Genomic DNA, 20,235 nt, shown 5'->3' with positions numbered 1-20,235 from the left:
CTTTGGCAATCGCAGATCCGGTGGATCTATGCCCTGCACAATACACCCCGTGCTGGAGGGATTATACAAGAACGTCTATAATTCAAACGTCATCTGTGCTCTTAAGTATTTCGTAGAAGCATGGAGGGCGCCTCCGTGAAACGATTCCGATTTAAGAAAGGTATGATAGAGGGTAGGGGATTTTAGAGGAAGTCTATGAGGCCGCCCCCGCTCGGGGCGTCCCTGGCCATGCGCCTGTTGGCAGGTGCGCCGGACCGCTGGGTCGCGGGTTCGTAGGCGCGGTGGCTTCCGAGGATCTGTGCACTTTTCACGCCGGTCATGACTGCCATGACACGAACTCTTCCTTCGTACTCGCTGTTCACCCGCGCCCCCCAGATGACGTCCGCGTGGGGGTCGAGTTCGTAGGTCAGGGAGCTTGCGATCTCTTCGGCGTCCTGGAGGGTCAGGTCGTTTCCGCCCGTGATGTGGATGAGGCTGCCCGTTGCTCCGCGGTAGTCGATGTCCAGCAGGGGGTGGTTGAGGCACTCGTGAACGACGCTCTCGGCTTTGTTCTGCTGCTTGCTCTCGCCGACGAGCATCACGGCGACGCCTCCCTTGCTCATGATGGCACGCACGTCGGCGTAGTCGATGTTGATGAGAGAAGGCTCCGTGATCGTCTCGCTGATGCCCTTGACGGTCTCCGCGATGAGCTGGTCCATGACCGAGAACGCCTGGCCGAGCGGGAGGTTCGGCACGTACTTGATGAGGCGGTTGTTGTCGAGCACGATCACCGAGTCGGCAGCGGACGAGAGCTGTTCAAGCCCCTCTTCCGCGCGGAGAAGCCGGGCTTTCTCGACCTGGAAGGGGTAGCTGACCATGCCGACGACGATGGCGCCCTGCTCCTTTGCGATCTGCGCGACGACCGGGGCGGTGCCCGTACCGGTGCCTCCGCCCATACCTGCGGTGATGAAGACGAGGTCGGCGTCGCAGAGGAGGTTCTCCAGGGTGGGCCGGGCCATCTCGGCTGCACGCCTGCCGACGTCGGGGAACCCGCCGGCTCCAAGGCCTTTGGTGAGCGATTTGCCGACAAGAACTCTCTTGTCGGCCTGGATCATGTCCAGGTGCTGCTTGTCCGTGTTGATCGCGATTGTCTCCGCACCGCTGACCTGCATGTGGTACAGCCGGTTGACGGTGTTGTTGCCCGCACCGCCGCATCCTACGATGACAATGCGTGGCTGGCCGATGATGTCATCTTCGCCATCTGCCATGTCCGTCTTCAGGTACTTCTCACGTTCGGCGTGTCTTAACGCTTCGTTGATGATCGTCTGCATCAATATACCTCCTAAACTTTGAATGAAATCTGGTCGGCCTCACGTAGAACACGGTTTCCATGCCTTTCAAGAAGCGCCCTGACCGAATACCGCACAGCCTCCGATACTGTGGGGAATTCGCCGGCTTCCACCAGCCTCTCGAGCATCTCGACCTGTTGCCGTGGCAATCTGATTGTTATCCGATCCATCATTTCAATCACTCATATCTGACATGTGGCTGCCCCTTGTCGGCCATTTGTCAGACAATCGTAACCTTTTCGTCTGACTGCATCAGATAAGGCATAATAATATCCGGATGGTATATATATCTATCGGTATGAAATTCTGCCCGACATAACGGTTTTATGGATAGCAGCCGACAACGTATCCTCAAAGAGTTGCCACGAATATGAGAGATAATCTCCCCGAAAGGGCGGAACATGGCGGCCGGGTGCGCTGGCACCGCACCCGGGAGATGGGCGAGCTGCTTGATTTCAGTGCTAACGTGAATCCGTATCCTCCGGATATCCCCTGGATTCCGGACGTTTCGGCGCTGAAAGATTACCCCGACGACCGGTATGTGACGCTCAAAGAGGAAATAGGCAGAACATTCGGGCGCGATGCCGCAGAGGTCGCCGTCGGCAACGGTTCCGTCGAGTTGATTCGCGCGTTCTGTTCTGCCGTGCTCGGGACCGGTGATGCCGCCTATGTCGAGTCGCCGACGTTTGCCGAGTACGGGGTGTCGGTGAGGCTTGCCGGTGCCCGGTGTACGGCGGATGAGAACGGGGCTGCCGTTCGGTTCCTCTGCAACCCGAACAACCCCACCGGGAAACTTCTGACCCGGGTGGAAGTCCTCCGGTTGCTTGAGGGGGTCGCCGGCCGGGGAGCGTGCCTCTTCCTCGACGAAGCCTTCATTGAACTCTCCGACCCGGCCCAGAGCGTTGTCGACGTCTCCCACGAGAACCTCTTTCTGTTGCGTTCCCTCACGAAGAGCTTCGCCGTGCCGGGCATCCGGTTCGGCTACGCCTTCGGCGCGCCCGAGCTCATCGAGAGGGTGGAGACGGTGCGCCTTCCCTGGACGGTGAACGCGTTCGCCGAGTCGTTCGCGATCGAGGCTTTCCGGCACTACGACCTCCTTGAGGAGTCGCGGGAGCGGATTGCCCGGGAGCGTGCCTGGCTCTGCAGCCGCCTGGATGTTCTCAATCTCGGCTATGCGCCCCCCTCTGCGAACTATATCCTTATTGAAGTCCCGATGGAGGCGGAGGTGCTCGTTGGGCGGCTCCTCTCCCGCGGCCTTCTTGTCCGGGACTGCCGGTCGTTCGGGCTCCCCCGGCACATCCGCGTGGCCGTCCGGACCCACGAGGAGAACAGGCAACTCATTGAGGCGCTCGAAGCATGCTTGCCCTGATCATGGCCGGGGGGCGAGGTACCCGTCTCCGGATGGGTGAGAAACCCCTGGTCACCATCTGCGGCCGGCCGATGCTCTCTTACGTCACCGACGCCTTCACGGCCGCAGGCCACGAGGTGGTCGTGGTCGCCTCGTACCGGACGCCGTTCACCAAGAACTGGTGCCGGGCGCAGGGGGTCGGCCTGTACGAAGCGGAGGGGCTCGGCTACATCGAAGACATCAACGCCGCTGCGGCGGACCTGGAGGAAGAAGGAACGCCCTTCTTCACCTGCGTATCCGACCTCCCCTGTCTTGCGCCCGATATCGTCACCGCCGTCGAGGACGCCTGGCGCCGGGCGGGAACGCCGGCATGCTCGACGTGGGTGCCCCGAGACCTCTGCGAGGAGCACGGCTGCCGCACCCGGTACACGGAAGCGGTCGACGGTATCCCGGCCTGCCCCGCCGGGATCAACATCCTGACGGCGGGCGATTCCGGTGCGGCACAGGACGAGTTGCAACTTCTCCTGCGCGACAGACGGCTTGCCTTCAACGTCAACACCCGCGAGGAACTGGCGCTGGTGCAGAAGTACCTCTGCCGGAAGTGAAGTGCATAGGGCTTCGGAAACACGAAGAACAGGTTAGTTCGGAGTAACGCTCCTTCGCACCCGGCGGTGCTCGAACTCCTTTCCCCGCACCTTGCGGTGCTCACGTTCGCTTTCCCTCACGTCTTGAAGCATTCCAGGTTTCTCACGATCAAAGTCGCGTCCGTGCTGCCATCTGCTGCTGGAATACCCGCACTGTCTCAGTCTCCTGACGTCCCGCCTGTCGCACTCGACCCCGCTGAAGAGAATTTGAGCGCCGAAGTTTTCCCACCCTCGGGACCGGTGCGCGCCGCCACTCACCCGGGAGAGTATCGTCACGGACCGGCGGCTGGGGCAGTGTTCTGGGGGGAGAGGCCGGCGGGGAAACTGTATTATCGGACTATCACCCATCTTTATAACATGGAATCCTGCCGGGAAATCGAGCTAGAAGGCCATATCATCGATTCGGGCGTCATGACCCTGGTGTTTGACAGGATCATGGATATGGGAGGCGAATTCGAGATCCTCACGTTCAATGTCGGGAAGCTGAAGACGGACACCAGTTACGCACGTCTGCGCGTGACGGCGCCCGACGATCACCTGCTCGACGCCATCCTCTCCGAACTGCACCGGCTCGGCGCGCGTACCCCCGAGATCGGCGACGTCACCCTCGTACCGGCAGAGGGCGACCGGATCCTGCCGAAGGGGTTCTACTCGACCACCAATCACCCGACCTTTGTAAAATACCGGGACGAATGGCTGCCCGTCGAACGCATCGAGATGGACTGCCATATCGTGGTCGACGAGAAGGAGAAGCGCGCGATCTGCACCCCGATAGCGAAGATCAAGGCGGGGGATGCGGTCGTTGTCAGCGAGACCGGGGTTCGCGTGGTCTACCCCGAGCGGCCGAGGAAAGTCAGCACCTTCGAGTTCATGCACGGGACCGTCTCGTCCGAGCGGCCGAGCGAGGCGATCATCGGAAAGATCGCCCGCGAGATCCTGAGATCAAAGAGGAAAGGCGAGAAGATTGCGCTCGTCGGCGGCCCCGCCATCGTTCATACCGGAGCGGCCGACGCTCTCGCAACGATGATCCGTGAAGGCTACATCGACGTGCTCTTCGCGGGGAACGCGCTCGCCACCCACGATATCGAGTCCAACCTCTTTGGCACGTCGCTCGGGATGAACGTCAAAACGGGCACGCTCGTCACCGGCGGGCACAAGCACCACATCCGCGCCATCAGCGAGATCATGCGGGCGGGCTCCATCAAGAACGCGGTCGACCAGGGGCTCGTCACCGGCGGGATCATGTACGAGTGCGTGAAGAAGGGCATCCCGTTCGTGCTCGCTGGCTCCATCCGGGACGACGGCCCGCTCCCCGACACGATCACGGACGTCGTCGAGGCGCAGGACACCATGCGCTGCCATATCCACGATCTCGGGATGGTGGTGATGGTGGGAACGCTTCTGCACTCGATCGCCGTCGGGAACTGCCTCCCCTCGTACGTCAAGACCGTCTGCGTCGACATCAACCCCGCATCGGTTACGAAACTGATGGACAGGGGCACGACGCAGGCGATAGGCGTCGTGAGCGATGCGGGAACGTTCCTCCCGCTGCTCTGCGAGCAGCTGGAGAAACTGGAGAAGTGCTAGCGGGTGAGCGGCATACAGAACGGCTCTTCCTGATCCAGCACGAACTCCCACTCTTCTTTGCACCCGCACTCCGTCTCCGCCAGGGCACGCAGGAGTTCGACGTCGCCGGTTAGCGAGTAGTCGGCGATCCCCTTCACGATCGGGCGGTCGCAGCCGCCGCAGTTGTGCGGCCCCCGCATCTGTCCGCCGCCGACAGGATCGCAGAGGATATGCACCGGGGAGGCGATCAGCACGTCAAGGACGCTCCAGAGGTACGGCGGCCGGTATGCGTGCTGCTTCCAGAGATGTTCGACCTCGGTCCTGCTCTGGACAGTGCAGAGGTTCATGGAGACGCTGTCCGCAACGGGAGCGACGTCCCTGATCGAGCGTATCATATCGTCGCGTGCCTCGCGTTCGGTCAGGAACGGCGGTTTCATCATCAGGTAGGCCTTCATGCCCGCACCGGCGGCGTGGGCGACCTCTGCGGCGCGGAGGAAGTCGGCGTACGAGAACCCCTTGTCGATGCTCCTCTCCCGGATGAGATCGTTCGTGGTCTCGAGGCCCACGGCGACGTGAAGCGGTTTATCCCAGTCGCCGGTATCGATCTCTTCCCGGAACTCGCGGACTGCGTCGGCCTCGACGTACTCGGGCCGTGTCTCGGCAATCACGGCCTTGCCGCGGAACGCCTCCGCGACTGCGCGCCGGACGGCGGGGGGAACCTCGCCGGGGTCGAAGAAACTCCCCGACGTGAAGATCTTGAGCACCTGGTAGTCCTCGTCGCGGAAGTTCTCTTTCACCCAGCGGACCTGGCGGATCATCCGTTCGGCGAGTTCTTCCCCCGGGAGGTCGGGATACCGCTCGTGCCGGTAGCCGCACATCCGGCACCGGTTCCAGGAGCACCCGCCGCTTCGAAAGATAACCGTCAGGGTATCGAGGATCCGTCCGTCAAAGCGGTCTTTCCCTCGCCAGGACGCCAGCGGCTTCTCGGTTAATTTGGATACCATTATACCTCATATTCGAGGATGTAATGATATGAAAAGGATCGCATGGCTGACGATCATCGCCGCGATGATGCTCGTCGGTACGGCATCGGCCGCATATATCTCATTCAGTGCCCCGCAGACGGTGTACATCGGCGATACACTCGAAATTACCGGTACCACGATCGTGGAGGGACTTCCCAAACCAACGATCAATCCCGGGTTCAGCACGGAGATTATACTGTATCGTGCCCAGTATATGAAACACGAGATTGAACGAAAGATTATCACCGTCCAGAATGACGGGTCGTTCTCCACGACGTTCGAGACGGACGGCCTCGAACCGGGGCAGTACTCGATTGAGATCGTCGATCCCACGCTCTCTACCTTTGGAAGCAGTTCGAAGAAACAGCAGATCGTCAATCTGGTCGACCGGTCCGGGAGTCTCAAGATCAACTCTCCGGGCAACCAGGACTTCGACGGCACGCTCGACCTCCGGGGTTCGATCGCGGATCTCGGTGACGCAGGCGTACAGGTTCGGGTCGAACGCGACGGCTTTATCGTCTACGGGCCGAAGTACGTGGCGACCGACAAGAACGGAGCGTTCTCCGTTGAGGTGCCCATCTCCGAAGGAGGCTCGTACGAGGTCACCTTCTCCGATACCAAAGGCTACATCGGCGACGCCGTATTCGTGGTAGCAGGGACACCCGGTCCGACGCCGACGGAGGCGATGATCTCCGCGAGTTCCCCCGCCGGCCGGGCCGCCCCGGCCTACTTCGAGGTCGACACCAGAAGCGGCACGGTGAAGATCGTGACCTCGGCCGGGATCGACTGGGTGGTCGAGTACGTCGATGAGGATGGAAATCTCCATAAAGTCAACAACAAGGGCATGCTCGAGCCTGAGACCGTGGAGGTTGCCGCACGGGGCGGCCTGGTTTATGTCAAGGTCTATCCCATGAGTTACAACGACAGCGGCACAGTGCAGGTCTCGGCCTCGAACGCCGACGCAGTCCGGGTAAGCCAGACCGCGCCCGGTCTCTTCGGGGACGCGACCCCCACCCCTGCGCAGGCCGCGCCGCTCCCTGCTGCTCTCGCACTCCTCGCGCTTCTTGCCGTTGTCTTCGCGCGCAGGGGATGAACAACCTTTTTTTGTCCGGTGACCAATAGGTTAAGGCGAGCCGGGATAGTCTAGTCCGGGAAGGCGGTGGCCTTGAAAGCCACTGGTGCCTGGCACCTCGGGAGTTCAAATCTCCCTCCCGGCGTCTATTATTCACGTCCAATCGTTGAAGAAAGTTAGTTCGGCCTTGTTGAAACCCCCTGTTTGCTCCAGATGGCCGCAATCAGGGGTGCTCAGGAGCACGGCTTTCCACTGGGCTGCGCACCTAGCGGTGCTCGTGCTCCGGACGTTCCGTCCATCGCAAGTCCAAGACCTTCGATCTTCTCCAGCGATGTCCCGTAGGGGGCATCGCCTATCGCCATGACTGCCCCCGCCCCTCGGGGCGGGGAACGACTGCCGGAACGGCAGGAGTTCGAGCACCGTTAGGTGCGAATGAGGAGGCCGAAGGCCGGGCGGGGTGGGGTTGTAGGCTGATCCCTGTATGGTGGAGACAGGGGAGGGGGCGTGCCCCCTTCGCACCTATCGGTGCTCAAGCTCGCTCCGCTCGCACTCCCCGTCAGCCCCACCCCCAATGGCGATTCTCCCACGGTCCACTGCATGGGGATGTTCGAGGAAAAAAGGTTGATCCTAGGGACAGCCGGGCCCAGCGTTAACCTCATCAGGAAAGGATGAAGATGGAACGCGGTTTCAGCAGAACCGGTAGTTCCGCTCTTCTATGGCAAGATACAGCTCCCCATGTCCGGTCCGGAACCAACGGTACCGGCGAGACGATCTAATGACTGCCGGTCTCTTTATTCCTCCCCGATCCAGCCCTCGCGTACCCACCGCTCGTACCCGTCCGGCCGCCAGTCCCGGTTCGCCCGCACTATCTCGGCGAAGTACTTCCGGTTCTCCGCCATCCCGGCCTCCTGCTCGGGATAGCGCGGCCGGTCCCTGACGGCGAGGACGAGTTGCCGCCCGAGATCGCGCGCCGCCGGTTCCGCCCGGTCGAGCGCCTCTGGGTCGCTGCCGAGTGCGACGCTCATCCCCCCGACCGTCGTCACCCCGAGGTAGTTGAGCGCGTGGTTCAGGTAGCCCGTGACCGCATCGCCTCCCGAGATCTCGGTGGTCGCGACGCTGCAGCCGTACTTCCCGGCGAAGTTCTGGTAGTGCATCGCGTCCGCCAGCCGGTCGATGAAGACCTTCATCTGCCCGCTGACGTTGTCGACGTAGACCGGCGAGGCAAAGACCAGCCCGTCGGCATCCCGCATCCGGTCGTACGCGGCGGGGAGATCGTCGGCAAAGACGCACGTTCCGTCCAGGCTGCAGCTCTCGCAGGCGGTGCAGGGGGTGACCTGCAGGTCGCCGAGATCGATGATGTCAATATCGGCACCGGACTCTTTTGCCCCGGCGAGCACGAGATTTACAAGTTTTCTTGTCCTGCTCCGCATCCCCCGCGGGCTTCCCACAACTGCAGTTATCTTCACTCTTCCGTCACTTCCCGGAGGATGCGTTGGCTCCGGCGCGGGAAAAATGTGCGGAACGGGGGGCGGCGCTCGCCGCGAGACGCAGTGCTTCGCTAAAGTTCTGAGGAAGCACCCCGAGGGTCAAATTATCGACCTCCCTTCGCGTTCTTCGCACCTGACGATGTTCTAACTCCTTTCCCTGCGGAAAGTCGTCCTTCGCGGCTTCGCGTGAGGCAACATTATTGCCCTCTATTGGTAACTCAGCGTTCTCCGGGGGTTGCGTGATGCATTTCAACAGAGTGCTGTGCCGGGCTTTTTACGAACCCTTGGGTTCCTTCGATCGCTCCCTACATGGGCCGCGGAGATTGTCCACGACAGATCCCGGCAGGGATCCCGGAGAAAAAAGTTAAAGTATCTTCTCCCCGGCCTTCGGTCCGGGGGAGCACTCGTAGACCTCCCGGATCTTCACGATGAGGAGGTTCTTCGCCGGTGCCTTCGCCATCTTCGAGTGGACAGTGAACTGCATCTTCTCGAACTCCGGGCCGCTCGACCGGATTTCGACGTCGCCCTTGACCTGGAAGCAGCCCTTCGTCTCGGGCCCCCAGACGTAGATAGAGATCTTCGGGTTCTCCTGGATGTTTGCGAGCGTCTTCTTCATGAAGTTGTCCGCGATCCAGATCGTCTCGTCGTCGACGAGCTCGACGAACCCGATCGGAACCACGTTCGGCCAGCCGCCCTTTGATGCAGTGGCGACCGGGAACGCCTTCATTGTGCGAAACGCCGTCTTCATCTCTTCAGTAAGTGCAACCATCGTTTTTCACCGGTATGATCTCTCGATTGCAGGTTTAAAAATAGATCCTGTGGGAAAACAGCGGTCATGGTGAGTCCGATTGGGCTTGCGTCCCGTCGGCCGCACCGCTCACGGCTCGAAGTCCATCACGACGGCGGAGTGGTCGCTCAACCCCTGCCCGCGCAGGTCGTGGAGGTACCAGCACGCCGTCGGGTTGAGGCGCACGGACGCGAAGATGTGGTCGTAGCGTTTGCACTTCGGCACGTCCTCGGGCCCGCGGTCGGGGCACCAGCTGTACTCTCTCGCCTGGTAGCCGTGCAGCCTCCGGAAGACGTCGGGGAGGTCATACTCCGCGAGACCGGGGAGGACATTCATCTCGGCGTTGTACCACCACCGTCTCGGGCGGCCGAGGTACTCGTCGCTCTCGGAGATCGTGGTGCTGTAGGTTTTGTCCGGGATGATGTCGCGGTAGAACGGAACGATCGTCCCGTCGGGAAGCTCCGCCTCCGGGATATGGAGATCGCCGCAGAGGATCCGCGGCCGTGCCGACTGAACGGCGAGGTGCCGGTAGATCCCGACCAGCGTCTCGGCCTTGGCGATCTCGTTCCTCCTGCTCCCTATGGCCGTCGGCACATGGACGTTGTGGATCTCGAACTCGCCCGCCGGTGCGCTGACGACGGCGGAGACCACCCGCTGTTTCCGCGGGATATCGAAGTCCAGCGGGTTTAGCGGCGTGAGGGGATACCTGCTCGCGATCAGGCACCCGCAATCCTTTGCTTCGCCGGGAGGCGAGTACTGTTCCGAGAGCCGGGAGGCGCTGTACGCGAACTGAAAGGGATCGTTTGTGCCCCGCGCGCGAAGTTCGTTCAGCCGCTCGGCCATGTAGGCCACCCGCGCGATCTCCACCAGCGCAAGGCTGTCGACGGAGTGGAACAGCCCGAACTTCTCCAGTTCTTCCCGGAAGAGCGGCAGGGATCGATCCGTCACCTCCTGGAAAGCGACGATATCAGGCGAGTGCTGGCAGACCGCTTCGACTTTCTTCTCCACGCTCTTAAGACCGGAGCGGAAGAGATCCACGTTCCATGAAATGAGCCGCATATGCCCTGTACATGGCATATTAGCACTCCTTGTTCATTAATACATCGAGTTGAGGCAATTTCAAGGTGTTTGTGCAGGGCGGGGTCACCCGCTCCGCTGCTCCGGCCCGATCCCGTGTTCGGTGCAGTGCTTATCGATGGCGTCGAGGAATCTCCTGCCGTAACGTTTCAGTTTCGCCTCGCTGACGCCGTAGATGTCGAGGAGGGCAACGCCGGTGCCCGGGTAGAACGTTGCCATCTCCTTGAGGCTCCGGTCGTGGAAGACGACGAACGGCGGCACGTGGTCGAGGTCGGCAACGATTTTCCGGAGCTGCCGCAGCCGGAGGAAGAGGATCTCGTCGTAGTCGTTCTCGACCCGTGCCGCGACGACGCCCTCAGGACGCGGCTCTGCGAGCGGTACCGGGATCTCCCCCGCGAGCACCTCCCGGCTCCGGTCGTTTTGCACGAGAACGGGGTACCGGCCGCCGGTCGACGTGACGAACCCTTTCCCGACCATCTCCTGGATGAAGAGCAGCCACTGATCGCGGGTGTAGCCTCCGCCGGAGCCGTAGGCAGGAAGCCGGTCGTGTCCGTTCTCGCGGATCCTCGTATTCTTCGATCCGGTGAGGACATCGGCGACGTAAGAAGCGCCGAACCGCTCCCCGGTCTCGCGGATGCAGGCGATGACCGCCGACGCGACCTCTGTCCCGTCAAAGACCCGGATCTCTGTCTCGCAGCGGTCGCACGCGCCGCACCGCTCTTCGGGGTAGGACTCGCCGAAGTAGGCGAGCAGGAACTTCCTCCGGCACCCGGCGGTCTCGCAGTAGTCGAGCATCGCTCCGGCTTTGCGATAGGCGACGTCCTTCTGCACCGCATCGCCGCCCTCCTTCTCGATGACGTAACGGATTGTGCCGTAGTCGCCACGGGAATAGAAGAGGATGCAGTCGCCCGGCTCCCCGTCTCTCCCTGCTCTGCCGGTCTCCTGGTAGTAGGACTCGATATCCTTCGGGAGGTCGGTGTGGATGACGAACCGCACGTCCGGTTTGTCGATGCCCATGCCGAAGGCGACGGTGGCGCAGATGATCGCGACGTCGCCGCGAGAGAATGCCTCCTGGTGCTCCGCGCGGACGGCGTCGGGGAGGCCGGCGTGGTAGGGCAGCGCCGAGAATCCCTTATCCTGCAGTTTCTTCGCGAGTTCCTCCGTTGCTTTCTGGGAGAAGCAGTAGATGATCCCGGCATCGTTTGGGTGCTCGGCGAGATAGGCGACCAGCCGCGGGAAGTAGCGGGCCTTCGGCACCACCCGGTAGGTGAGGTTTTTGCGGTTGAAACTCCCGACGAACCGGACCGGGTTTTTCAGGGCAAGTTGCACCGCGATGTCGTTCTGGACGGCGGGGATGGCGGTCGCGGTCAGGGCGATGACGGGGACCGCGGGGAACCGCTCTTTGAGCACCTGGAGTCGGCGGTATTCGGGGCGGAAGTTGTGGCCCCACATGGAGATGCAGTGCGCCTCGTCGATGGCGATGAGCCGGACGTCCGCACGCTCAAGGAGCGAGAGGAAGAACGGCTGCACCGCCCGTTCCGGCGAGACGTAGAGGATCCTGATGCGGCCTTCGAGGATCACCCTCTCAATGATCTTCTGCTCGCCGCGCCCGAGCGAACTGTTGATCGTCGCCGCCGGGATGCCGTTTGCCCGGAGACCGTCGACCTGGTCTTTCATCAGGGCGATGAGCGGCGAGACGACGACCGTAAGCCCGCCGAAGACGAGGGCGGGGAGCTGGTAACAGAGGGATTTGCCGCCCCCGGTCGCCATGACGGCGAGGACGTCGCGCCCGGCAAGGACGGTGTCGACGATCTCCTCCTGGTGGGGAAGGAAGGACGTATAGCCGAAGTATTTCTCCAGAACACTGTATTTTGCATTCATTGCTTCATCGGAGTCGGTGTGCGAATAGAGTTGGGCGGAAGCCGGGATAGGGTTTGTTGTTCCGGGCGGCGGTGACAGGATCCCGCACTCTCTTTCCTGTCCGGATCGAAGCGCATATCCACGGGAAGCGCAACTACTGGAAACGATGAAGAACGTCGATATGGCGGTCGAGAAGAACATTCTCACCATACGCGTAGACCTCGCAAAGGAGTTCGGGGCGTCCAAGAGCGGGAAGTCGATCACGATCGCCTCCACCGAGGGGAACGTCCCGGTGCCGGGGCACGAGGAGATCAAGATCGGGCTGAACATCTACCGGGCGAAGTGAGCGGGCGGTTACGTCCGCCCCACGGCACACCGGAGCGGCCCGCGGACCTCCCGGATGGGACAGCGGTCGCAGAGCGGCGATTTTTTGCAGATGGTGCTTCCCAGGCGCACGATCTGGGCATGGTAGTCGTTGAAGAGTTCCGCGTCCGACTCAAGGTTCTCGGCAAAGAACTGTTGTGTCTGGTCGTAGGACGCCCCTTCAGGGAGGAGGCCGTAGCGTGAAAATATCCGCCGGGTATACGCATCGACGACGAAGACCGGCTTTTCGCAGGCATACAGCAGGATGGTGTCCGCCGTCTCCTTCCCGAACCCCCGGAGGGCAAGCAGCCGCTCGCGGAGTTCGCCGGTTTCTACGGCCGCCATCGCCGCCGGGTCGGCCCCGAACTCGGCGACGTAGACCGCGGAAAACTCCCTGATCCGCTCTGCCTTCTGGTTGTAGTACCGGGAAGGGACGATCAGGCACGCGATGGCGGCGGTATCGGCCGCAGCGAGGAGATGGGGGTCGAGCATCCCGGCGTCTTCGAGGTTACGGACGGCCCGCGCAGCGTTCGTCCAGGAGACGTTCTGGGCGAGGATCGCGCCGATCATCGCCTCGAACGGCGTCCTTGCGGGCCACCAGTGCTGGTGGCCGAACGCTGCGAAGAGGGCGTCGTAGATGAGGTTGAGGTCGTCGGTGAGGGTCACCGCCATCACTGCCACCAGGGCTTCGCGGCGATCGGCATATGCCAGTCGGTGGAAAACGCCCTGCCGGTCACTTTTATCCCCGGCGGAGCCTGCCTGCGCTTGAATTCTGCCCGATCGACCATTCTCGCGACCTCCCGGACGGTCTCCTCGGGATACCCGGCGGCGATGATCTCGTCGACCGACTCGAAACAGTCGATATGACGGCGGAGGATCGCGTCGAGAAGGTCGTAAGGGGGGAGGATCTCCTGGTCGGTCTGGCCGGGCCGGAGTTCCGCGGAGGGAGGTTTTTGTAGCACCCTCTCAGGAATGACGGGGCGTTGTGCGTTCAGCCACCGGGCAATCCGGTAGACCATCCCCTTCGGGACGTCGGCGATCACGGATAACCCCCCTGCCGCATCCCCATAAAGTGTGGAGTAGCCGACCGCGACCTCTGACTTGTTCCCGGTCGAGAGGAGCATGGAGCCGAACTTGTTCGCGAGGGCCATCAGCGCCGTCGCCCGGATCCTGGCCTGGAGGTTCTCTTCGGTGATGTCGGGGGCAAGCCCCGCGAAGACATCCGCGAGGGCGCCGTCGAACGCCTCCATCATAGGGGCAATTGGAATGCACTGCACCCCGATACCGAGGTTCGCCGCAAGTTCCCGGGCGTCTTCGATGCTCTCCGCGGAGGTGTGTGGGGAAGGGAGGAGCACCCCGAGGACGTTCTCCGGCCCGAGCGCCCGGGCGGCGACGGCGGCCACGAGCGAGGAATCGATCCCGCCGGAGAGGCCGATGAGGACCGATGTCAGGTCGCATTTCTGGACGTAGTCGCGGGTGCCGAGGACCAGCGCCCGCCAGATCTCCGCCTCAGGTGTCGGGTCGTCGGGAGCGACCGCCTGCGGGACGGGGCGGGCAAGATCGACGGTTACGACGCCCTCGGCAAAGGCCGCACCGCGGGCGATGAGGGTTCCGTCTGCGGAAACGGCAATGCTCCGACCGTCGAAGACCAGATCGTCGTTCCCGCCGACGAGATTTGCCGAGACGATTGCGACCTGGCGGGTCCTTGCGATCTCCGAGAGCGCCTCCTCGCGCAGGGCGTGCAGGCCTGCGGCAAACGGCGATGCGGAGAGGTTCACGATCACCTCCGGCACCGGCCCGGCACACCGGATCTCCTCACCGATGGTGACCCCGACCGTCACCCCGTCGAGGTTGAGGGATTGCGGGATCCCGGGCCCCGGCTCGAAGTAGCGGTCTTCATCGAATACGCCGGAGGAGAGAAGGGCCTTCCGGAACGTCTTACTTACCGCACCGTCCCGGAGGAGGGCGGCGGCGTTGAAGAGCGGCCGGCCGGTGCCGGTGAGGTTCGGCTCGGCGAAACCGACGAGAACCGGGGGCGCATCCCTGAGGTCGGCTGCAAGTTCGCCGAGGACGGTGAGACTGCGCGCGATAAACCCCGTTTGCAACAGCAGGTCCCGGGGTGGGCAGCCCGGCAGGGAGAGCTCCGGTGCCACGATCAGGTCCGGCCGGTAATGGACCGCTTCATCGACGCCTGCCGCTATCCTGTCGGCGTTTCCGGCGAGGTCGCCGACGACCGTGTTCAGCTGGAGAAGTGCGATCTTCATGGTTATACCCGGTTCATCCTGATCAGTAATTGCGAAATGAATGGCATATGCCTTTGCACGACCTTATTCTCCTATCCGGGCGTGCAGAACACCCCGGAGGCCCCGGGTCTCCTCGGAGAAACCAGTGTAAAAAAAGCCGATACCGGATCAGGACAGCGTAAAGAGCGATCAGTTTTAATGGCCAGACGTAAAAGCGCCTTATGAAAGACCATGCATGACATCTCCCGTAAAGAAGAAATCCAAACCTGGTACGCCCGGATTGCGTGCAGACAGTCCCTCCCGGGTCTGAGGCGGGTAGCCTGATGGCCGGACAGCGCCGGTTCGCAGGTATAGCAAGCGAGGACGCCCGTCTTCCCCTTCTTGCGGCCTCGGTCGTCATTGCCTTCGTGGCAAACGCTGCCGGGCTCGTTGCCGGGATCACGAGCGTCTTTCCGCACCTCATGTATCTGCCTATCGTGCTCGCCGCCTGCTGGTTCCCTCGCCGCGGCATCGCTTTCTCGCTCGCCATCGCCCTGGGCTACCTGGCAATGACCCTGCCTTTCGCCGGGGGCGACGCCGGACCGGTCGTTGCGGCGCTCGCGCGTGCGATGGTCTTCGTCGCAATCGGCGCAGTCATATCGCTCCTCATCCTGGGTCTCCGGGAACGGGAGCAGCGTTACCGGGCGGTCTTTGACAATTCGGAAGCAGGGGCGTTCATCCTCACTCCCGGAGACGGCGAACCGCGCATCGAGGAGGTCAACTACGTGGGCGCTGCCCTCCTCGGTTCCCGGGCGAACGATCTGGTCGGAGAGCCCATCATCCGGTTCCTCGACGATCCTGCCGTATGGAGAGAGTTCCAGGCGAAGGTCCGCCGCGACGGTGCAGTCTACGGGTATGAGGTGCCCCTCCGCCGCCCGGACGGTGTCGCCGTCCGGGTGCTCGAATCGGGAGGACTGCTCCCGGACGGGCGGATCATCCTCACGCTCGTCGATATCACCGCCCGGACAAATGCTGAAGATTCCCTCCGCCGGACGAACGCCAAGCTGAACATGCTGGGACGGCTCACCCAGAACGATCTGCTGGCGGGGATATCGACACTCCTTGGGCGGATAGGCGACGGGGTGCAGCAGTTTGACGATCCTGCCCTTCTCCGGTACCTGGGCGGCCTGGAACAGGATGCCCTGGTCGTGCAACGTAGTGCGGAGATCACCAGGGATTATCAGGATCTCGGCCTCCGGCCGGCGGACTGGCAGCCCCTGCAGAGCGCGATCCGGGAGGCGACGTCGTGCCTCCTGCTGCCCGAGTTATCGGTCAGATCCTGGGTGGAGCGGGTCGAGGTCTTCGCTGACCCGATGCTCGACCGGGTCTTTTTGAATCTCATCAAGAGTTCCGCTCGCCACGGAAAGACCGTCTCGCAGGTCGTCATCACCTACCAGGTCGGGGATGACGGGCTCCTGATCTATGTAGAGGACGACGGTGTGGGTATCCCCGAAACAGAGAAAGAGAGGATCTTCGAGTACGGCGCCTGTGCCGGAGGGGGACTCGGGCTCTTCCTCGTCCGCGAGATCCTCTCGATCACGAATATGACGATCCGCGAGATCGGGGAACCCGGCACGGGAGCAAGGTTTGAGATACACGTACCGCTGGAAGGATACCGGATAATCTGAGGGAGACCATGTTTAAGAAAGTACTCATCGCGACGGATCTCTCCGAAGCCTCCATAGCCATGGTGAAGCGGGTCGGCGAGGTCCCCGGGGTCCGCGAGGTCATCCTCTTCCATGTCCGGACCTCGGCCGCCTCCATACCCGCCGACGGTCCGATCCGCCGGATGCAGGAGTTGGTGCTGCGACAGGGGTTCTCCGTGGAGGTAGTGATAGCGGAGAACGACGGGACGACTGTTACCGGGAGGATACTCAGGGCCGCAACCGAGACGGGCGCCGATCTGATTGCAATGGGTGTCAGGAACCAGGGGCTCCTCAGGAACCTCCTCGGCAGGAACGTTGCGGCTACCGTGCTCCGGGATGCCAGAACACACGTCCTTGTCGTTCCGCAACCGGCGGAGGGCAGACCGCTGCTCTTTTCGCGACTGCTGGTGCCGACGGATCTCACTGCCCTGGCGCCGGAGGTCCGTTCACTCCTGGAATTTCCCGCCGGAGACGGGACGGCGGTGCTCCTGCACGTCGTAGAACCCGGTCGTGCAGGCACAGAGCCGGAGGCGACCGGCCGGCTCTCCGCTCTCCACAACGACCTCACGCTCCCGGCGGGACGGAAACTCCGGGCCCTGGTGCGTACCGGACCCCCGGCACGCACGATCTGCGCAGTGGCAGAAGAAATCGGCGCCTCTGCGATCATCATCCCGCGTATGGATAGGCGTGATGCCGCGGGAAGCATATCGCTTGGTTTGGTCGCCGCCGGTGTCGTGGAGTGCGTAAGGCCCCCGGTACTGGTGCTGGCGGTCCCGATTCACCTCGCGGTCGAGACCCGGGAACTGCGAAGCGAGGAGTTCGCGCTTGCAGAAGAGATCTGGGTTGATTACCACGAACTAAAGGCTGACCTGAAGACGGATCGGATATTCGGGGTCTTTGCGGGCGAGTTCCTCGTCTCTGTCGCCCGATGCCGGCGGCATCCGGACGGCTGCGAGGTAGACGGCGTCTTCACCCCGGTCCGGTTCCGGGGCAAGGGGTATGCCCGGCGGGCGATGGACGCACTCGTCGAGGCGTGCCAGCACGATACCCTGTACATGCACTCGGTCAGGAACCTCGTCGATTTTTACGGGGAGTATGGATTCATATCGATACCGGAGAGCGACCTCCCGCCGACGATCCGGGCAAGGTATGCGTTTGCTCTCGGCGAGATGGAGGGGGCGAACGTCCAGCCGATGCGCCGGGCCGCAGGCTGGTTCCGGCGATAACATGTTCTCGCGCGACCGTTCCGCCCGATTCAGTCGTCGTAGAGATCCGGGAATTCTGCATCGTCTTCGATCTCGTCGGGGTACGGGACATCGATGACGATCGATCCGTCTTCGAGGATGTCGCCGATCTCGATGCATACCCCGGCAGGAAACTCCCGCTCCTCTGTTCTGCCGTCAGAGTGTTTGATGTACGCCCACATGCTATACCTCTTTAGATCCATTCTCTCGGTGCTCCCGGCCAATCCCGGAAACATGCTCCTATTCCAGTATCAGATGGCGGTTTTATAAAGATTTTGCGCTTTAAAATGCCGGATTATGTCATACTATTCCGGATTTCCAGGGTGGTGTACATGGTAGCGCATCCCTGACGGCCGTGCTGAAGGGATCTGTTCTGCCCCGGCGGCGATAGACAGCCATATATCGTGGCGGTGTCCAGGGAAGCATACATGCGCATCGGGATCCTCTCGGACACACACGACTGCCTCGAGATGGTGGACGCGGCCGTAAAACAGCTGAACGGGGAACGGGTAGATCTGGTGCTTCACGCCGGGGATTACGTCTCGCCGTTCGTCATTCCCCGGCTTGCGAATCTGCAGTCGCCCATGATCGGCGTCCTCGGGAACAACGACGGCGATCACCGTCTCCTTTCGGCACGGTTCGCCGAGCACGACCGGCTCAGCCTGCGGGGCACGTTTGCCGCCGTCACCGCGGGCGGCATGACGATGGGGCTGCTCCACGGCGATGACCGCGAACTCCTGCAGGCGCTCATCGGGCGGAAAGCCTTCGATGTCGTGGTTCACGGCCATACCCACCAGGCGCAGGTCAGAACGCTCTGCGGGACGCTGGTCGTCAATCCCGGCGAGGCCTGCGGTTACCTGACCGGGCGGCCGACCGTCGCCGTGCTGGATACGGGAACCCGGAACGTGGAACTGCTCTCCCTCTGATGGGGGTGAAAAAGAGGCGGTGCGGGTTAGACCGCTTCCGCGTCGCCGGATCCTTCGTCGAGTATCCAGGCCGGAGTGCCGGCATACCCGAGATCCGCCCTGAGCGTCGCCCCGGAGACCTCGAACGTATCCGGGACGTCGAAGTAGAGGTAGCCTTTCAGCGACTCGTACCGCTCAAGCGGTTTTTTGTCGAACGACTCCCCGAGCGTGGTGAAGGGCGGGACATCCAGGGGGGCAACCGTGGTTCCCCCGTATTCGAGGACGAACGCGTCCCGTGCGGGCGACTCGATGGTGTAGAGGTCGGAGTCGCCCTTGTGCCCGAGGTTGGTCGATTTGACGGCTACGAGGAAGAACATACGCCCCTCGCCTGCTTCGACGGTCGGCGTCGACTCATTGCCGGGAAATTCCCGGTATGTCGTTGCGGTCCGGGTGGACTCGGCGAGCAGCGAGATCATGTTCTCGCCGCCCGGATCGTCGTAGGTGTGGCGGTCCATGAGCGGAAGAACCTTCTCCGGCGGTGCGACCACGACCGGTCCGGTGCTGACCGCAAAGGTGCTGGCGGCAACGTTCATCGTGGAGATGCCGCCGTCTGTCGGCTGTATCTCGGCGGCCTGCCGGGTGGCATTCTCAAGCCCCTCCGATGCCGTGGCGAGATCCCTGAACGCCGTCGGAACGGCATCTTCGCCGGTATCAACCGGGTCGAGGAGCGTCTTGCTTGCTGCTGAGTATGCTTCGAGCGACCTGACGAACTCGTCCTTGAAGGGCTGCCGTTCCGGGGAGACCTGGAGCGGCTGCACCTCGCCGAGCAGCCTGACGGAGAACGCATGCATGTCGTCCGCCGCTACGGCAGCGGCATCTGCGTCCTGCAGATAGAGGGCGTGGGCATGCTCCATCGAGAGTCTCATCAGGCGGATGCTGGCGGTCTCGACCAGCCCGGCCAGCCGTTCGTCGTCATAATCGCCGGTTCCCTCGTAAGGGGCCCCGACCACAGGAACGGGCCGGTCGGTGCTCTCCGGCACGGCATGCATCACCGGCTCCGCATCGCTCTCGGAGAGGGGTTCTTCGGGTGGAGAGGAGGCGTTCTCCCCGTCCTGGAACTCTGCGAACGGATCGGGGTTATCCCTCTCATCCATGTGCGCCGGGGAGGTCTCGGTTGCGTTGTCCTCCTCCGGGAGTACCGGGGCCGTGTCTGTTGCGTTCCCCTCATCGGCGAGTACCCGGAGGTCGGATGGCTCCAGTGTGTCCCCTATCGCCGACAGGTTGCCGGGCGAGAACGGCAATAACTCTCCCGACTCAAGTGCCATGAGCCCCTGGCCCGAGTCGGCAACGGCCGGTATGGTGAGGAGGAATCCCGCGCAAACGGCAATTCCCAGGAAAATGAGAGCATTCTCATGGTGCTTGCTCATGAGCATTTTCTTTCAGTGGATTTATATAAATATTATTATATTGCACATTTTGAAAAAACACCCCTCCGGCAAAACCGTTTCCGCTACCGCCGGAGATCCGCCATCCCCTAGCTGCGTGCCCGGCAGCACCGAAGTCGTCACGAACGACCCGGGCCGGAACCGGCCGACAGGCGA

19 protein-coding genes and 1 tRNA gene are annotated in these 20,235 nt (G+C 62.5%); 9 read left to right on the top strand and 11 right to left on the bottom strand.

All coding sequences use genetic code 11. The features are described 5' to 3' along the window. Positions 1 to 182: 182 nt before the first annotated feature. Entirely contained in the window at positions 183 to 1,310 is a 1,128-nt protein-coding gene (gene ftsZ / locus MchiMG62_RS08350) for a cell division protein FtsZ (RefSeq protein ID WP_221056566.1), read from the bottom strand. An 11-nt stretch (positions 1,311 to 1,321) separates the two neighbouring features. Next, a complete protein-coding gene (locus MchiMG62_RS08345) occupies positions 1,322 to 1,501 on the bottom strand; it encodes a ribbon-helix-helix domain-containing protein (RefSeq protein ID WP_067073974.1) in 180 nt (59 codons plus the stop codon). 197 nt (positions 1,502 to 1,698) lie between these two features. On the opposite strand from MchiMG62_RS08345, the gene MchiMG62_RS08340 reads away from it, so the two are divergent. From MchiMG62_RS08340 to MchiMG62_RS08330, 3 genes are all read left to right on the top strand, one after another. Next, on the top strand, positions 1,699 to 2,697 hold the full coding sequence (locus MchiMG62_RS08340; RefSeq protein ID WP_221056565.1) for a pyridoxal phosphate-dependent aminotransferase: 999 nt from the start codon (positions 1,699 to 1,701) through the stop codon (positions 2,695 to 2,697). Further along, entirely contained in the window at positions 2,685 to 3,281 is a 597-nt protein-coding gene (locus tag MchiMG62_RS08335; RefSeq protein WP_221056564.1) for an NTP transferase domain-containing protein, read from the top strand. Before MchiMG62_RS08340 ends, MchiMG62_RS08335 begins: the two co-directional genes overlap by 13 nt. Positions 3,282 to 3,677: 396 nt before the next feature. After that, positions 3,678 to 4,907 carry an ornithine cyclodeaminase, nickel-pincer nucleotide-dependent gene (locus tag MchiMG62_RS08330; protein WP_221056563.1) on the top strand — a complete coding sequence of 410 codons (1,230 nt, stop codon included), beginning with the start codon at positions 3,678 to 3,680 and terminating at the stop codon, positions 4,905 to 4,907. Here the strand turns inward: MchiMG62_RS08330 and MchiMG62_RS08325 are convergent. Next, entirely contained in the window at positions 4,904 to 5,890 is a 987-nt protein-coding gene (locus MchiMG62_RS08325; RefSeq protein WP_221056562.1) for an archaeosine biosynthesis radical SAM protein RaSEA, read from the bottom strand. The two genes, MchiMG62_RS08330 and MchiMG62_RS08325, sit on opposite strands and share 4 nt — an antisense overlap. Positions 5,891 to 5,918: 28 nt before the next feature. Here MchiMG62_RS08325 and MchiMG62_RS08320 point away from each other — a divergent pair, with 28 nt between their 5' ends. Together MchiMG62_RS08320 and MchiMG62_RS08315 are read left to right on the top strand one after the other, a co-directional pair. After that, positions 5,919 to 7,004, top strand: a complete 1,086-nt coding sequence (locus tag MchiMG62_RS08320; RefSeq protein WP_221056561.1) for a hypothetical protein — start codon at positions 5,919 to 5,921, stop codon at positions 7,002 to 7,004. A gap of 39 nt (positions 7,005 to 7,043) precedes the next feature. Continuing rightward, positions 7,044 to 7,128: transfer RNA gene (locus MchiMG62_RS08315), tRNA-Ser, on the top strand. Positions 7,129 to 7,774: 646 nt separating this feature from the next. Here the strand turns inward: MchiMG62_RS08315 and MchiMG62_RS08310 are convergent. The 4 genes from MchiMG62_RS08310 to recQ all read right to left on the bottom strand — a co-directional run bounded on the left by MchiMG62_RS08310 (position 7,775) and on the right by recQ (position 12,215). Continuing rightward, positions 7,775 to 8,449: a flavodoxin family protein gene (locus MchiMG62_RS08310; protein WP_221056560.1), complete on the bottom strand. Its 675-nt coding sequence runs from the start codon at positions 8,447 to 8,449 to the stop codon at positions 7,775 to 7,777. A gap of 385 nt (positions 8,450 to 8,834) precedes the next feature. Beyond that, a complete protein-coding gene (locus MchiMG62_RS08305) occupies positions 8,835 to 9,239 on the bottom strand; it encodes a pyridoxamine 5'-phosphate oxidase family protein (RefSeq protein WP_221056559.1) in 405 nt (134 codons plus the stop codon). Between the two features lie 108 nt (positions 9,240 to 9,347). Then, the gene (locus tag MchiMG62_RS08300) at positions 9,348 to 10,265 is read right to left on the bottom strand and encodes an endonuclease/exonuclease/phosphatase family protein (protein ID WP_244987640.1); all 918 of its coding nucleotides are present in this window, start codon (positions 10,263 to 10,265) and stop codon (positions 9,348 to 9,350) included. A gap of 135 nt (positions 10,266 to 10,400) precedes the next feature. Next, positions 10,401 to 12,215: a DNA helicase RecQ gene (recQ, locus tag MchiMG62_RS08295; RefSeq protein WP_221056557.1), complete on the bottom strand. Its 1,815-nt coding sequence runs from the start codon at positions 12,213 to 12,215 to the stop codon at positions 10,401 to 10,403. A gap of 145 nt (positions 12,216 to 12,360) precedes the next feature. Between recQ and MchiMG62_RS08290 the strand changes: the two genes are divergently transcribed. After that, on the top strand, positions 12,361 to 12,540 hold the full coding sequence (locus tag MchiMG62_RS08290; RefSeq protein ID WP_074369867.1) for a hypothetical protein: 180 nt from the start codon (positions 12,361 to 12,363) through the stop codon (positions 12,538 to 12,540). A gap of 8 nt (positions 12,541 to 12,548) precedes the next feature. Here MchiMG62_RS08290 and MchiMG62_RS08285 read toward each other — a convergent pair whose 3' ends face one another. Continuing rightward, a complete protein-coding gene (locus MchiMG62_RS08285) occupies positions 12,549 to 13,229 on the bottom strand; it encodes an endonuclease III domain-containing protein (protein ID WP_221056556.1) in 681 nt (226 codons plus the stop codon). Further along, the gene (locus tag MchiMG62_RS08280) at positions 13,229 to 14,821 is read right to left on the bottom strand and encodes an NAD+ synthase (protein WP_221056555.1); all 1,593 of its coding nucleotides are present in this window, start codon (positions 14,819 to 14,821) and stop codon (positions 13,229 to 13,231) included. Before MchiMG62_RS08280 ends, MchiMG62_RS08285 begins: the two co-directional genes overlap by 1 nt. A gap of 302 nt (positions 14,822 to 15,123) precedes the next feature. Here MchiMG62_RS08280 and MchiMG62_RS08275 point away from each other — a divergent pair, with 302 nt between their 5' ends. Together MchiMG62_RS08275 and MchiMG62_RS08270 are read left to right on the top strand one after the other, a co-directional pair. Next, on the top strand, positions 15,124 to 16,467 hold the full coding sequence (locus MchiMG62_RS08275; RefSeq protein WP_221056554.1) for an ATP-binding protein: 1,344 nt from the start codon (positions 15,124 to 15,126) through the stop codon (positions 16,465 to 16,467). A gap of 8 nt (positions 16,468 to 16,475) precedes the next feature. Beyond that, positions 16,476 to 17,711 (top strand): GNAT family N-acetyltransferase, encoded by a 1,236-nt coding sequence (locus tag MchiMG62_RS08270; RefSeq protein ID WP_221056553.1) that lies wholly within the window; start codon positions 16,476 to 16,478, stop codon positions 17,709 to 17,711. A gap of 29 nt (positions 17,712 to 17,740) precedes the next feature. Here MchiMG62_RS08270 and MchiMG62_RS08265 read toward each other — a convergent pair whose 3' ends face one another. Then, positions 17,741 to 17,965 (bottom strand): hypothetical protein, encoded by a 225-nt coding sequence (locus MchiMG62_RS08265; RefSeq protein WP_244987639.1) that lies wholly within the window; start codon positions 17,963 to 17,965, stop codon positions 17,741 to 17,743. 192 nt (positions 17,966 to 18,157) lie between these two features. Here MchiMG62_RS08265 and MchiMG62_RS08260 point away from each other — a divergent pair, with 192 nt between their 5' ends. Continuing rightward, entirely contained in the window at positions 18,158 to 18,655 is a 498-nt protein-coding gene (locus tag MchiMG62_RS08260; RefSeq protein ID WP_221056552.1) for a metallophosphoesterase, read from the top strand. Between the two features lie 26 nt (positions 18,656 to 18,681). Here MchiMG62_RS08260 and MchiMG62_RS08255 read toward each other — a convergent pair whose 3' ends face one another. After that, the gene (locus tag MchiMG62_RS08255; protein ID WP_244987638.1) at positions 18,682 to 20,061 is read right to left on the bottom strand and encodes a hypothetical protein; all 1,380 of its coding nucleotides are present in this window, start codon (positions 20,059 to 20,061) and stop codon (positions 18,682 to 18,684) included. Positions 20,062 to 20,235: the final 174 nt, after the last annotated feature.

This window comes from Methanoculleus chikugoensis (genome assembly GCF_019669965.1).
GTDB classification, from domain to species: Archaea; Halobacteriota; Methanomicrobia; order Methanomicrobiales; family Methanoculleaceae; genus Methanoculleus; species Methanoculleus chikugoensis.
The sequence above is the reverse complement of the archived record's forward strand: the minus strand, read 5'-3'. Positions and strand labels throughout refer to the sequence as shown.

What these genes read in the sequence shown, in the direction of transcription:
- ftsZ (WP_221056566.1), bottom strand. Translation starts at nt 1,310, where the DNA reads ATGCAGACGATCATCAACGAAGCGTTAAGACACGCCGAACGTGAGAAG.
- MchiMG62_RS08280 (WP_221056555.1), bottom strand. Translation starts at nt 14,821, where the DNA reads ATGAAGATCGCACTTCTCCAGCTGAACACGGTCGTCGGCGACCTCGCC.
- MchiMG62_RS08340 (WP_221056565.1), top strand. Translation starts at nt 1,699, where the DNA reads ATGAGAGATAATCTCCCCGAAAGGGCGGAACATGGCGGCCGGGTGCGC.
- MchiMG62_RS08345 (WP_067073974.1), bottom strand. Translation starts at nt 1,501, where the DNA reads ATGATGGATCGGATAACAATCAGATTGCCACGGCAACAGGTCGAGATG.
- MchiMG62_RS08290 (WP_074369867.1), top strand. Translation starts at nt 12,361, where the DNA reads ATGAAGAACGTCGATATGGCGGTCGAGAAGAACATTCTCACCATACGC.
- MchiMG62_RS08265 (WP_244987639.1), bottom strand. Translation starts at nt 17,965, where the DNA reads ATGTTTCCGGGATTGGCCGGGAGCACCGAGAGAATGGATCTAAAGAGG.
- MchiMG62_RS08255 (WP_244987638.1), bottom strand. Translation starts at nt 20,061, where the DNA reads ATGAGCAAGCACCATGAGAATGCTCTCATTTTCCTGGGAATTGCCGTT.
- MchiMG62_RS08320 (WP_221056561.1), top strand. Translation starts at nt 5,919, where the DNA reads ATGAAAAGGATCGCATGGCTGACGATCATCGCCGCGATGATGCTCGTC.
- MchiMG62_RS08330 (WP_221056563.1), top strand. Translation starts at nt 3,678, where the DNA reads ATGGAATCCTGCCGGGAAATCGAGCTAGAAGGCCATATCATCGATTCG.
- MchiMG62_RS08305 (WP_221056559.1), bottom strand. Translation starts at nt 9,239, where the DNA reads ATGGTTGCACTTACTGAAGAGATGAAGACGGCGTTTCGCACAATGAAG.
- MchiMG62_RS08325 (WP_221056562.1), bottom strand. Translation starts at nt 5,890, where the DNA reads ATGGTATCCAAATTAACCGAGAAGCCGCTGGCGTCCTGGCGAGGGAAA.
- recQ (WP_221056557.1), bottom strand. Translation starts at nt 12,215, where the DNA reads ATGAATGCAAAATACAGTGTTCTGGAGAAATACTTCGGCTATACGTCC.
- MchiMG62_RS08270 (WP_221056553.1), top strand. Translation starts at nt 16,476, where the DNA reads ATGTTTAAGAAAGTACTCATCGCGACGGATCTCTCCGAAGCCTCCATA.
- MchiMG62_RS08285 (WP_221056556.1), bottom strand. Translation starts at nt 13,229, where the DNA reads ATGGCGGTGACCCTCACCGACGACCTCAACCTCATCTACGACGCCCTC.
- MchiMG62_RS08260 (WP_221056552.1), top strand. Translation starts at nt 18,158, where the DNA reads ATGCGCATCGGGATCCTCTCGGACACACACGACTGCCTCGAGATGGTG.
- MchiMG62_RS08275 (WP_221056554.1), top strand. Translation starts at nt 15,124, where the DNA reads ATGGCCGGACAGCGCCGGTTCGCAGGTATAGCAAGCGAGGACGCCCGT.
- MchiMG62_RS08335 (WP_221056564.1), top strand. Translation starts at nt 2,685, where the DNA reads ATGCTTGCCCTGATCATGGCCGGGGGGCGAGGTACCCGTCTCCGGATG.